The organism is Lysobacter sp. OAE881 (assembly GCF_040546665.1).
Lineage (GTDB): Bacteria > Pseudomonadota > Gammaproteobacteria > Xanthomonadales > Xanthomonadaceae > Lysobacter_J > Lysobacter_J soli.
In genome coordinates this window covers 4,115,910-4,129,015 of record NZ_JBEPOG010000001.1, presented here as the reverse complement: position 1 = coordinate 4,129,015, position 13,106 = coordinate 4,115,910, and the positions used below count along the sequence as shown (strand labels likewise).

The window sequence follows — 13,106 nt, the reverse complement described above, 5'->3', positions numbered from 1 at the left end:
GAGTTTTCGAATGCGTTTGAAGGTGCCGTTCCGCGTCCGCTTCCGTCGTCGCGCGCTGGCGTTCGCGCTCGCCGCCTCCATCCCGGCCGCGCATGCCGCCGACGCGCCGGACTACTACGGCACGCTGGAGCCGTTCGCGAAGGAAGCGGTGTATTTCGTCGTGACCGACCGCTTCGTCAACGGCGATCCGTCGAACGATCATCGCGACCAGGGCGGCCCGGATCCCGCGACGCGCACGTTCGATCGTCCCACCGCGGGCAGCGATGCGGGCGACAACGTCGGTTACCTCGGCGGCGACTTCAAGGGCATCGTCGATCACCTGGACTACATCCGCGGCATGGGCTTCAGCGCGCTGTGGATCACGCCCATCGTCGACAACCCGGACGAAGCCTTCACCGGCGGCAAGCCCGCGCAGAAGGGCGGCTTCCTCACCGACGGCGGCAAGACCGGCTACCACGGCTACTGGGGCGTGAACTTCTACAAGCTCGACGAACACCTGCCGAGCAAGGGCCTGGATTTCAAGGGTCTGGCCGATGCGGTGCACGGGCAGGACATGAAGCTGGTGCTCGACATCGTCGGCAACCATGGCTCGCCCGCGTATTCGATGCCGAAGGCGCAGCCGCAGTTCGGGCAGGTCTTCGATCGCGACGGAAAGCTCGTCGCCGATCACCAGAACCTGCCGCCGGCCAAGCTCGATCCGAAGCACGATCCGCTGCATCGCTTCTACAACACGACGCCCGGTCTGGCGGAGCTGTCGGACTTCAACGAGAACGAACCGGCGGTGATGGATTACCTCGCCGGCGCGTACGCGCAGTGGATCGGGCAGGGCGCCGACGCGTTCCGCATCGACACCATTGGCTGGCTGCCGCATCCGTTCTGGCACGAGTTCGTCGCGCGCATGCGGCGCGAGAAGCCGGGCATGTTCATGTTCGGCGAGGCGTTCGAGTACGACGCGAAGAAGATCGCCGAGCACACCTGGGCGCGGAACGCGAACGTGAGCGTGCTGGATTTCCCGCTGAAGCAGGGGCTGGAGAAGGCCTTCGGCCACGAGCGCGCCGGCTTCGAAGTGCTGGCCGACCGGCTCTATCTCGACGGCGGCCCGTATGCGAACCCGTACGAACTGGCGACGTTCTACGACAACCACGACATGGCGCGGCTGGATGCGACCGACGAAGGTTTCATCGATGCGCACAACTGGCTGTTCACCGCGCGCGGCATTCCGGTCGTCTACTACGGATCGGAAATCGGCTTCATGCGCGGCAAGCCGGAGCACGACGGCAACCGCAACTACTTCGGCGCCGAGCGCATCGCGTCGGCCGCATCGCACCCGATCCATCGCAACCTGTCGCGCATCGCGCACGTGCGTGCGGCCTCGCCGGCGTTGCAGCGCGGCCTGCAGGTCAACGTCGAACTGAAGGGCGGCCGCGCTGCGTTCTACCGCGTGTACCAGCACGAAGGCGTGTCGCAGATCGCGCTGGTGCTGCTCAACAAGGGCGATGCACCAGCCGCGTTCGACGTGAAGCAATACGTGCAACCGGGCACGTGGCGCGCGACAATCGCCGGCAACGACACGAAGGTACGCGCCGGCGGTTCGCTGAAGGCAACGGTGCCGGCGCATGGCGTCGAAGTGTTCCTGCTCGACGCCCCGGTGGCGCAGCCGCAACTACGGGCCGAACTGGACCGCTTGATGAAGGTGAAGCGGCCGGAGTGACGCCGGCTCAGGCGCCGCTGGACTTCCGCACCACCAGCGAGGCGGGCAGCGTGATGCTCTGCGTCTGCTCGCCGCCGATCTGGCGCAGCAGCGTTTCGACCAGCAATTCGCCGGCGCGTTTGGTGTCCTGGAAGACGGTGGTGAGCGGCGGGCTGGTGAAGCGCGCCATCGGCAGGTCGTCGAAGCCGACCACGGCGATGTCTTCGGGCACGCGCAGGCCGGCGTCGGCGAGCGCGCGCATCGCGCCGACGGCGATCAGGTCGCTCGCGGCGAACACCGCATCGAATGCCCCGCCGCGCGCGAGCAGTTCGCGCGCCGCCGCGTAGCCGTCTTCCTCGGAGCTTTCGGCATCGACCTGGAGGATGGCCTCCATCGCACCGCCGACTTCGCGCAACGCGGCATCGCAGCCGCGGAAGCGGTCGAAGAATTCGGGGCAGTGGCTCGACGCCCCGCCGAGGAAGGCGATGCGGCGACGGCCCAGGCCGACGAGGTGTTCGCCCGCGATGCGACCGCCGTTGAAGTTGTCGCAGCCGATCGACAGCCCCGGCTGGTCGTGCAGCACCGCGCCCCAGCGCACGAAGCGCGTGCCCTGGGCGACGAGCTTCTCCAGCTTGCCGGTGTAGGCGAGGTAATCGCCGTAGCCCAGGAGGATCAGGCCGTCGGCCTTCATGCTGTCCTCGTAGTCGGCGTGCCAGTCGTCGGAGAGCTGCTGGAACGAGATCAGCAGGTCCTGCCCCTCGCGCGCGCAGGCGCGGGTGATCGAACCGACCATCGACAGGAAGAACGGGTTGATGTGCGACTCGTCCGGCGTCGGATCCTCGAACAGCAGCAGTGCCAGCGTGCCCGAGCGCTGCGTGCGCAGGCTCGACGCGTGGCGGTCGACCTTGTAGTTGAGCTCGCGGACGGCGTCCTCGACGCGTCGTCGCGTCTCGGCGTTGACCAGCGGGCTGCCGCGCAGCACGCGCGACACGGTCGCCTGCGACACGCCCGCGCGGTGGGCGATGTCCAGCGAGGTGATCTTGGTCTTCTTGCTGCGGCCGAGGTAATGCACTTGCGACATGCCGGCAGTATGTAAGCCCTTGTACGCAAAGGCTTGCCGCAGTGCGGCATCGGCATGCGCCGCATCGCATGCACGGCAGTCCAGAGGCGATCGGGTCCGCGACGTCCGCGGACGCCCGCTCCATCAACGCCTCCCCGAGATGGTTCATTCCGGATTACTGCGTTGCATGGCCGTGGATGGGGTCATTCACGCCGCCTCGCTACACTGGCGTGATCGCCGCCACAGTCTGGGACGTCGTCCCGCTGCAGCCAGTCTCCATTCAAACGAGGTGTGTGTGTCCGGTCCCAGCCAGGTCAAGGATGTTCCAATCGAGGGTCGGGCCCAGCTCGTCGAATACCTCAGCTCCGGCATCCGGGCCCGCGAGGACTGGCGCATCGGCACCGAGCACGAGAAGTTCGGGTTCCGCAACGACGACCTGCGTCCGCCGACCTTCGACGGCGAGCGTGGCATCGAGGCGCTGCTGAAGGGCCTCACCCGCTTCGGCTGGACGCCGGTCACCGAGCACGACCGCGTCATCGCGCTCACCCGCGACCAGGCCTCGGTCTCGCTGGAACCGGCGGGGCAGCTGGAGCTCTCCGGCGCGCCGCTGGAGAACCTGCACCAGACCTGTTCGGAAACCAACAGCCACCTGCGCGAAGTGCGCACCGTCGCCGAACCGATGGGGCTGGGCTTCCTGGGCGTCGGGTTCCAGCCGAAGTGGCGTCGCGACGAAATGCCGTGGATGCCCAAGGGCCGTTACAAGATCATGCGCGAGTACATGCCGAAGGTCGGCTCGCTCGGCCTGGACATGATGACGCGCACCTGCACGGTGCAGGTGAACCTGGATGTCGGCTCCGAGGCCGACATGGTGAAGAAGTTCCGCGTGTCACTCGCGCTGCAGCCGGTCGCGACGGCGATGTTCGCCGATTCGCCGTTCAAGGAAGGCAAGCCGAACGGCTACCTCAGCTACCGCTCGCACATCTGGACCGATACCGACGCTGGCCGCACCGGCCTGCTGGACTTCGTCTTCGACGACGGTTTCGGCTACGAGCGCTACGTCGATTACCTGCTCGACGTGCCGATGTACTTCGTCTACCGCGACGGCAAGTACATCGACGCGTCGGGGCAGTCCTTCCGCGATTACCTCGACGGCAAGCTGCCCGCGTATCCCGGCCACCGCCCGGTGCTGCGCGACTGGGCCGACCACAGCACCACCGCGTTCCCCGAGGTCCGGCTGAAGAAGTACCTGGAAATGCGCGGCGCCGATTCGGGTCCGTGGAACCGCATCTGCGCGCTGCCGGCGTTCTGGGTCGGCCTGCTGTACGACGACACCGCGCTCGATGCCGCCTGGGATCTGGTCAAGGATTTCTCGATCGAAGAACGCCACGCATTGCGCGATGGCGTGCCCAAGCACGCGCTGAAGCTGCCGTTCCGCAACGGGACGGTGCTCGATCTGGCGCGCCGTGCGCTGGAGATCTCGGCCGAAGGCCTGCGTCGTCGCGCGCGTCGCAACGGGAACGGTGCGGACGAGTCGGTGTTCCTGGAGCCGATGATGGAATTCGCCGAAGCCGGCATCACGCCCGCCGAACGCAAGCTCGACCTGTACCACGGTCCGTGGCAGGGCGATATCGACCGCGTGTTCCGGGAGTTCGCGTACTGAAGCTCTTGGCTGTCATTCCCGCGAAGGCGGGAATCCATCGGGCCGCCATCATTCCGGCCTTCGGGGGCGGTTGAGGTTTGCAAGCATGGATTCCCGCCTACGCGGCAGCAAGAAGCCCGGCAGGCCACGCGGCAGTGCCGGTAAGCGACCTGCCTCACCCCGTGTTCTGAATCCCCGCCGAAATCCCGTTCACCGTCGCGACCAGCGCCTCATAAAGCGCATCGTCCGGCCGGTCCGCCGCGCGCCAGCGTGCGAGCAGGTCCACCTGCAGCAGGCTGATCGGATCGACGTAGGGATTGCGCAGGCGGATCGACTGGCGCAGGCGGTAGTCGCCCGCCAGCAGTTCATCGCTGCCCTTGATCGCCAGCACGGCCGCGCGCGTGCGCTCGAATTCCGCCGCGATGCCGGGATGGAAGCGCTCGTGCAATTCGCCCGCGAGCAGCGAGTAGCGCTCGAAGATGCCCGGCTCCGACTTGGCCAGCATCATTTCCAGGTCGTCTATCAGCGTGCCGAAGAACGGCCAGTCCTGCGCCATTTCGGCGAGCGTGTCGCGGCCGTGCGTGTCGAGCGCGCGCTGAAGTGCGGCGCCGACGCCGTACCACGCGGTGAGGCCGGCGCGATTCTGCGACCACGCGAATACCCACGGAATCGCGCGCAGCGAACCGACATCGCCCGTGCCCGCGCGCTTGCTGGGACGCGAACCGATGCGCAGGCGCTCGATCACGTCGATGGGCGTCGCGGCGCGGAAATACGCGGGGAAGTCCGGGTTCTCGTGCACCAGCGCGCGGTAATGCGCGCGTGCGTCGCGGGCGAGTTCGCTCGCGATCGCGCGCCATTGCTCCTCGCGCGGTTCCGGCGCGCGCGGGCGCAACGTCGCGCGCAGCACGGCGCCGGTCGCCTGTTCGAGGTTGCGCAGCGCGATGGCGCGGATGCCGTACTTGCGGTGGATCACCTCGCCCTGTTCGGTCAGGCGCAGGTAGCCGTCGACCGAACCGCGAGGCGCGGCGATCACGGCGCGCTCGGTCTTGCCGCCGCCACGGCTGATCGATCCGCCGCGGCCGTGGAAGAACGCGATGCGCACGCCGCTGTCGCGCGCGAGTTCGGTGAGCGCGATCTGCGTGCGTTGCAGCGCCCAGCGCGAGGCGAGCATGCCGCCGTCCTTCGCGCTGTCCGAATAGCCAAGCATCACGACCTGACGATCACCTCGCGCGGCCAGGTGCGCGCGATACACAGGATCGGCGAACAGCGCGCGCAGCGTGTCGCTCGCGGCGTCGAGGTCGTCGACGGTTTCGAACAGCGGCGCGACGTCGAGCGGCACGCGGCCGTCACCATCGACGCAGCCGGCCACGCGTGCGAGTGCGAGCACCGCCAGCGCATCGGCCGCGCTGCGGCTCATGCTGACGATGTAGGGGCCGAATGCCTGCGCGCCGTAACGCGGGCGCAGTCGCGCGACGGCGCGGAACACGTCCAGCGTCGGTCGCGCGGTACCGTTGCCGACGCCGCGCACCGGCTCGCTGCCGTCGAGCAGGCGATGCAGGCGCTCGGCGCGTTCCTCGCGCGAATGTGACTCCCACTGCGCGTCGCCCAGCACTTCGGCGAGCGCCGCATCGTGCGTCGCCGAATCCTGGCGAAGATCCAGGCTCGCCAGATGGAAGCCGAAACACTGAACGCGTCGGCGCAGGCGCCGCACCGCGTGGCCGCCGGCGTGTTCGCCCTGATGCGCGCGCAGGCTGTCCTCGATCATGCGGATGTCGGCGAGGAACGCGGCGGCATCCTGGTACCCGTGCACATGGTCGTCGGCCGTCGCGCGCAGTCGGGCGGCGATAAGCGCGAGCAGATTGCGATACGGCATGTCGGCGTGGCGCGGCTTCAGCGCGGCGGCAGCCTTGGGCAGCAGGTAGCGGTATTCCTCGATGCGCGCGAGCACCGCGTCGGCCACGCCGATGCGCTCCAGCGATTGGCTCAGCATTTCGCCGAGCGCGGCGACTTCCTGCCGGTACGCGCGCAGCACGAGCGAGCGTTGCCCGGCAAGCGTCGCGGCGATGGTATCGGCGCCGACGTTCGGGTTGCCGTCCATGTCGCCGCCCACCCACGTGCCGAAGCCGATGACGGTCGGCATTGCCACATGCTCGCCATACGTCTCGCGCAGCGCGTCCTCGAACAGTTCGTAGAACACCGGCAATACGCGATACAGCACGTCGGACAGGTAGAAGCCGACGTGCTCGAACTCGTCGGCGACGCTGGGCTTCACCGGCGGCGTTTCGGCCGTCTGCCAGCTCGCGGTGAGCGCCAGCCGCATGCGTTCGAGGTCGGCGCGGTGTTCGTACGGCGTGCGCGTGCGGTCGATGTCGTCGATCAGGCAGGTGACGATCTGGCGCTCCTTCTCCAGCAGTGCGCGGCGCACGGCTTCGGTCGGATGCGCGGTGAACACCGGCTCGATGCGCAGCCGCTGCAGCAACGCGACGACTTCCTCCAGGCTCACGCCCTGCGCGGCGAGCGTCGCGAGCACGTCGCGCAATCCGCCGGGCTGCCGGCTCGCGCCCTGTCGCTCGTAATCGCGGCGACGGCGGATGCGGTGCACGCGCTCGGCGACATTCACCGCCTGGAAATACGTGGCGAAGGCGCGCACCAGATCGCCCGCGTGTTCGAGTTCGACGCCGGCGAGCGCATCGGCCAGTTCGGCCACCGGCGCGTTTGACTCGCGGCGACGGATAGCGGCACGGCGCAGGTTCTCCACTTCGGCCAGGAACTGCGGCCCGCGCTGCTCGGCGAGGATGTCGCCGACGAGGGCGCCGACGGTTTTGACGTCTTCGCGCAGCAGGGCGTCGTGCGGTGCGAAATCGACGACGCGGAGGGGGTCGTTGGCGGACTCGGCGGGCGGGTTTTGTCGGGTCATCCGCCGAGCCTACCGCACTGCAACATGGGGCGGCGCGACGGTTGCGGCTGCAACGGTCCGGCGGTGACCGCCCGGCTGCGCCGGTCGCGTTGTCTTTTCCTGATGACCCTCGCGCTGGAGTGCGCCATGACGCTGCGGATCCGCCTGTTCGGCCTCGCCGTCGCCTGCCTGGCCCTGGCCGGCTGCCCGAAAGCCTCGAAGGAGGACGCCGCGCAGGCGGACGCGCCGCCGCTGTTCGACACGTTCGGCGAGCAGCATCGCGACATCGCATCGAAGGTGCCCGAGGCGCAGCGCTATTTCGACCAAGGGCTGCGGCTGGCGTACGGCTTCAACCACGAGGCCGCCGGTCGCGCGTTCGCCGAGGCCGAACGGCTCGATCCCACCTGCGCGATGTGCGCATGGGGACAGGCGCTGGTGCTGGGGCCGAACATCAACCTGCCGATGTCGCCGGATCTGGCCGCCGATGCGACCACGCTCGCGCTGCGCGCGCAGAAGCTGTCGAAGAACGCGACGCCCGCCGACCAGGCGCTGATCGCCGCGCTGGTCAAGCGTTACGAAACGCCCGCACCGGCGGATCGCGCGCCGCTCGACAAGGCCTATGCGCAGGCGATGGGCGAGGCGCACAAACAGTTTCCGGAGGACGACGACATCGCCGCGCTCTACGCCGAGTCGCTGATGGACCTGACGCCGTGGGCGTACTGGAACGCGCAGGGCGAGCCGACCGAATACACCGACACCCTGCTGGCCACGCTGGAAGGCGTGCTGAAGCGCAACCCGCGCCACATCGGCGCGGTGCATTACTACATCCACGCGGTGGAAGCCTCGCACCAGCCCGAACGCGCCGAGCCGTACGCCGATCGCCTGGCGTCGCTCGCGCCCGGCTCGGGGCATCTGGTGCACATGCCGGCGCACGTCTACATCCGCGTGGGCCGTTATCACGACGCGACGCTGAGCAACCTCGCCGCGAGCACCGCCGACAAGGCCTTCCTGGCCGTGTGTCGCGGCAGCAACGGCGCGTATCCGCTGGGTTACGTGCCGCATAACTGGCACTTCGCGGCGATGACCGCGGCGCTGCACGGCTCGCGCACGCTGGCGATCGAAGCCGCCGACCAGACCGCGCAGCGCGTCGACGCGCAGCAGCTCGAGGCGATGCCCTTCATGCAGCAGTTCCTGGTCGCGCCACTGTTCGCGCGCGTGCGCTTCGGCGAATGGCAGCAGATCCTCGCCGATGCCGCGCCGCCGTCGGAGGTGCCGTTCCCGAAGGCGATCTGGCATTTCGCGCGCGGCATGGCGTTCGTGCGTACCGACAAACCCAGCGACGCCAGGAAGGAACTGAAGGCCTTGCAGGCCATCGCTTCGGACCCGGCGCTGGAGAAGGTCGTGCTGTTCGACATCAACCGCGCCGACCGCGTGCTCGACGTCGCACAGCACATGCTCGCCGGCGAGATCGCGCTGGCGACGAAGCAGACGAAGGCGGGCATCGCCTCGCTGCAGAAGGCCGTCGCGGCCGAGGACCTGCTCAACTACAACGAGCCGCCGGACTGGCCGCTGCCGGTGCGGCCGTTCCTCGGCGCGGCGCTGCTCGATGCCGGCCGCGCGAAGGAAGCGGTCGCGGTATACGAGGAAGACCTCAGGCGCTTCCCGCACAACGGGTGGTCGCTGTACGGCCTGGCGCAGGCGCAGCGCAAGCTCAAGCAGAAGGACGCCGCCGCCGAGACCGAACGCCGCCAGGCCGCCGCATGGCAGTGGGCCGACGTGAAGCTGGTGGCGTCGCGGTTCTGAGGGCGGACGTCCGTCCGGATGCCGCTGGCGTCGCGCGCGCCGATTCGGGAAACTCTCCCCACTCTGGGGAGAGCAACGGACATGCCCGTACTTGGTCTGCACGTCGTCATCGCACTGTGCTTCGCCGTCCACGCCGTTCGTAGCGGACAGGATCGCTACTGGTTGTTCGTGCTGTTCGCGTTCCCGCTGCTGGGCAGCGTCGTGTACGGCGTCGCGATCTGGTTGCCCGAATGGCGCCACAGCCACGCTGGCCGTCAGGTCGTGCGCGGCGTGCAGCGCCGGCTCGACCCCACGCGCGAGCTGCGCCAGGCGCAGGACGCGTTCGAGACCGCAGCCACCGTGGACAACCGCGTGCGCCTGGCGGACGCGCTGATCGAAGCCGGCCGCGCCGACGAGGCCCTGACGCAGTACGAGGCCACGCTGCGTGGCGTGTATGCCGACGATCCGGAACTGCACGTGCGCATTGCTCGTGCCGAACTGGAGGCGGGCCGACCGCAGGCGGCGCGCCAGCGGCTTGATGACCTGATCCGCCGCAAGCCCGATTTCCGGTCGCCCGCCGGGCATCTGCTTTACGCCCGCGCGCTTGCCGCGGAGGGTTCGCGCGCGAAGGCCCGCGAGGAGTTCGACACGCTGGTCGGCTATTTCAGCGGCTTCGAAGCGCAGGCGCATTACGCGCAGGTGCTGGCCGGTTGGGGCGAGATGGACTCCGCGATCCGGCTGCGCGACGAGGCGCTGCGCAAGGCCAGGCGTCTGCCCGCCTACGCGCGACGCATGAACCGCGAGTGGCTGCAACGGCTGGGGAAGATCGGCGCGCGCTGAGGCGATCGCGCCGGCGCGCCGCGACTTCTGCGCGCGACCGTTCTCACCACTCCTCTTCCTCGTCGATGTCGTCCTCGTGCGGGCGCGGGCGTCCGCCGCCTGCCGGCGGCTTGAAGCCCTTGGCGCTCATACATTTGTCGAGCTTCGCGTGGTCCGGACGCTGGCCGTCCTTCGGCTCGCGGCGTTCGCCCGGCGGCGGCGGCGGCAGGCCCTGCTCCGCGGCGCAGGCGGTGATCGCCTCGCGGAAGGCGTCGCGGTCGGCGGACGGGCGTTCGCCCGCGTGCGCCAGGGCGGCCACGCCGAGCGAGGCGACGGCCAGCGCCTGGCGCAGGCGCAGTTGGCTGGGGAAATCCTGTTGCATCGGATGGTCTCCTTCGAACGTGGGGTGGCGAGGGGAGGAGGACGCCCGCCGGCCGGGAAGTGGAAACCGGCGGACGCCACCCTCGGCCCGGGCGCTGCGCATGGAGGGCATGCACGGCCAGCGACCGGGTGCCGCACGGTGCGATGGCGGTGTTGCCCGCGATTGCCGGGGCGTGTCGATGGCGCCATGTCGGCGCGCGCGTTCATCGGTCGTTTCGCCGAGCGCACGGCTGCGGCATGCGAAGAGTCACCGGATCCGCCGTCCCGCCCCGCATTCATCCAGCGCTGCGCGGCTCGATGTGTCAGCGCTGACATAAAGCGGCATCGGCGAACAACATCGCGTCGGCAGGATCGATGGCGAGTCGTGGACCCATGTGTCCCGTTGCCGCCATCGGAGATCCCCCGATGGCGGCATTTTTCTGTCCGATTCGCGGTCCGGCGAGAACCGAGACATCCGGTTCGCGGTCTGCCTACACTCCGTTACGTCCTTCTGTCCGTGGTGGCATGGATCTGCAGTCGCTCCTGCTCGTCGTCGACGACGACCCCGACCTTCGCCGGCTCATCTCCGGCTTCCTGACCGAACACGGCTACCGCGTGGAGACGGCCGAAGACGCCGTGCAGATGCGGCGCGTGCTCGACGAACAACGTCCGGACCTGGTGATCCTGGACGTGATGATGCCCGGCGAGGACGGCCTGAGCGCCGCGCGACGGCTGACCTCCGAACGCGGGCCAGCGCTGATCATGCTCAGTGCGCTGGGCACCGACACCGATCGCATCATCGGGCTGGAAATCGGCGCCGACGATTACCTCGCCAAGCCGTGCAATCCGCGCGAACTGCTCGCTCGCGTTCGCGCGGTGCTGCGGCGACGGCAGCTCGCGGCCGATGCGGCGAGCGGTCACCTGTACGAATTCGCCGGCTGGCACCTCGACGTCATCCGCCGCGCGCTGCGCGATCCGCACGGCACGTACATCAACCTGTCCGATGGCGAGTTCTCGCTGCTGCGCACCTTCGTCGAACATCCGCAGCGCGTGCTCAGCCGCGACCAGCTGCTCGATTGCGCGCGCGGTCGCGACAGCGAGGTGTTCGATCGCGCGATCGACAGCCAGATCAGCCGCCTGCGCCGCAAGATCAACGAGCGCGGCCACACCGAACTGATCCGCACCGTCCGCAACGAGGGCTACATGCTGTTGCCGACCGTCACCCGTCTGTGAGCACGCATCGGTGAACACCCGCGGCCTTCCGATCTTCGCCCGCACCTTCCTGGTGCTGCTGGCGGCGCTTGCGGTGGCCTACGGCATCGGCATCGCGCTGCTCGCCCTGCGCGAGCCGCCGCCGGCGGTGCGGTTGTCGGAAGTGGTCGCGCTGCTGTCCACGCGCATGCCGTCCGGCAATCCGCTGCTGGCGGTGAGCGAATCCGACGAAGCGCCGCAGCCGGAGCACGGCTTCATAAGCCCGCCGCCGCTGCGCACGCTGCTGGCGCGCTGGCTGGACGTGCCCGAGGACCGCGTGCGCTTCTTTGTGGCCGGCGCGAACATGCTGCCGCCGTTCCGGCGCATCGTCGTCATGCCGGGCACGCCGATGGCGCGGATGGACGGGGCCGATCCCGGCCGCCTGGGCGACTACGTCGTCCCGCCGCCCCTGTCGCCGCCACCGCCGCCGGACGCGGCGCGCACCGAACCGGCCCGCCAGCGCCAGGCCGTGCGCGTGGGTGAGCCGCAGCGCGTGGGCGGTCCGCCGTTCGCGCACGACCGCGACTGGCGCGCCGATTCGCACCTTCCGTTCGCCTTCGTCGCCGCGCTGCGCCAGCCCGATGGCCGCTGGCGCCGCGTCGAACGCATGGACCACGGCGTCGGCATCGGCCGCACGTTCGCGCTGATGTTCGCGATGGGCCTGATCGCGCTGCTGCCGCTGGCATGGTGGTTCTCCAGCGCGCTGGCCACGCCGATCCGCCGCTTCGCCGCGTCGGCCGATCGCATGGGCCAGGACGCACACGCGCCCGCGGTGCCGCTGGAAGGGCCGGCGGAAATCCAGCGCGCGGCGGCGTCGTTCAACGCGATGCAGGAACGCATCAACCGCCTCGTGCGCGAGCGCACGCAGATGGTGGCGGCCATCGCGCACGACCTGCGTACGCCGCTGGCGCGATTGTCGTTCCGCCTGGACGGGCTGCCCGCCGACGCGCGCGAGAAGGCCACGGCCGACATCGCGGAGATGTCGCAGATGATCGAGGCGGCGCTGGAATTCATCCGCGAACAGCATCGCGAACGCGTGCGCGAGCGCCTGGACCTGCGCCTGCTGGTGGAAAGCGTGGTGGACGAGGAAGCCGACGTCGGCCACGCGGTGGCGCTCGCGCCGGGCGCGCCGGCGCCGCTGCGCGGCGATCCGCTCGCGCTGCGGCGCATGGTCGGCAACCTGGTCGACAACGCGATCAAGTACGGCCGCAGCGCGCGGGTGTCGCTGCACGACGATGCCGACGGCTACTGCCTGCGCATCGACGACGACGGCCCGGGCGTGGACATGACGCGCAGCGAACAGCTGTTCATGCCGTTCGTGCGCGGCGAAAGCTCGCGCAATCGCGAAACCGGCGGCATCGGGCTGGGGCTCGCCACCGCGCGCGGCGTGGTGCTCGCGCACGGCGGCGACATCCGGCTGGACAACCGCGACGAGGGCGGCCTGCGCGTCACGGTGACCCTGCCGCACGAGGTCGGGTGATCGGGTCGTGACGCGATGCGCGATCAGGTTCCGAACGCCCTCCTGAACGGTTCAGCAAAACCCGCAACGCTTCACGCCTGGCGCGCCGCGCCGGGCGTATTCTGCAAACGCCGTCACCGTGGGAGCCGG

General features: G+C 69.4%; 9 protein-coding genes. 6 read left to right on the top strand and 3 right to left on the bottom strand.

Features of this window, described 5'->3' with window-relative positions:
* The first annotated feature begins 10 nt into the window (after positions 1–10).
* Positions 11–1,711, top strand: coding sequence for an alpha-amylase family glycosyl hydrolase (locus tag ABIE51_RS18980; protein WP_192632665.1), 1,701 nt, complete (start codon positions 11–13; stop codon positions 1,709–1,711).
* Between the two features lie 7 nt (positions 1,712–1,718).
* Here ABIE51_RS18980 and ABIE51_RS18975 read toward each other — a convergent pair whose 3' ends face one another.
* Positions 1,719–2,771 carry a LacI family DNA-binding transcriptional regulator gene (locus tag ABIE51_RS18975; RefSeq protein ID WP_157031328.1) on the bottom strand — a complete coding sequence of 351 codons (1,053 nt, stop codon included), beginning with the start codon at positions 2,769–2,771 and terminating at the stop codon, positions 1,719–1,721.
* 274 nt (positions 2,772–3,045) lie between these two features.
* Here ABIE51_RS18975 and ABIE51_RS18970 point away from each other — a divergent pair, with 274 nt between their 5' ends.
* Complete coding sequence (locus tag ABIE51_RS18970; protein WP_192632666.1) at positions 3,046–4,410, top strand: glutamate--cysteine ligase; 1,365 nt, start codon at positions 3,046–3,048, stop codon at positions 4,408–4,410.
* 154 nt (positions 4,411–4,564) lie between these two features.
* On the opposite strand, the gene ppc is transcribed toward ABIE51_RS18970, so the two are convergent.
* Positions 4,565–7,306 carry a phosphoenolpyruvate carboxylase gene (ppc, locus tag ABIE51_RS18965; protein WP_192632667.1) on the bottom strand — a complete coding sequence of 914 codons (2,742 nt, stop codon included), beginning with the start codon at positions 7,304–7,306 and terminating at the stop codon, positions 4,565–4,567.
* 126 nt (positions 7,307–7,432) lie between these two features.
* Between ppc and ABIE51_RS18960 the strand changes: the two genes are divergently transcribed.
* Positions 7,433–9,088: a tetratricopeptide repeat protein gene (locus tag ABIE51_RS18960; RefSeq protein WP_192632668.1), complete on the top strand. Its 1,656-nt coding sequence runs from the start codon at positions 7,433–7,435 to the stop codon at positions 9,086–9,088.
* An 81-nt stretch (positions 9,089–9,169) separates the two neighbouring features.
* A complete protein-coding gene (locus ABIE51_RS18955) occupies positions 9,170–9,907 on the top strand; it encodes a tetratricopeptide repeat protein (RefSeq protein WP_181902763.1) in 738 nt (245 codons plus the stop codon).
* Positions 9,908–9,950: 43 nt separating this feature from the next.
* On the opposite strand, the gene ABIE51_RS18950 is transcribed toward ABIE51_RS18955, so the two are convergent.
* On the bottom strand, positions 9,951–10,268 hold the full coding sequence (locus ABIE51_RS18950; RefSeq protein WP_192632669.1) for a hypothetical protein: 318 nt from the start codon (positions 10,266–10,268) through the stop codon (positions 9,951–9,953).
* Positions 10,269–10,771: 503 nt separating this feature from the next.
* Here ABIE51_RS18950 and ABIE51_RS18945 point away from each other — a divergent pair.
* Together ABIE51_RS18945 and ABIE51_RS18940 are read left to right on the top strand one after the other, a co-directional pair.
* The gene (locus ABIE51_RS18945) at positions 10,772–11,479 is read left to right on the top strand and encodes a response regulator (protein WP_115842005.1); all 708 of its coding nucleotides are present in this window, start codon (positions 10,772–10,774) and stop codon (positions 11,477–11,479) included.
* 10 nt (positions 11,480–11,489) lie between these two features.
* Complete coding sequence (locus ABIE51_RS18940; protein ID WP_192632670.1) at positions 11,490–12,977, top strand: ATP-binding protein; 1,488 nt, start codon at positions 11,490–11,492, stop codon at positions 12,975–12,977.
* The last annotated feature ends 129 nt before the right edge of the window (positions 12,978–13,106 follow it).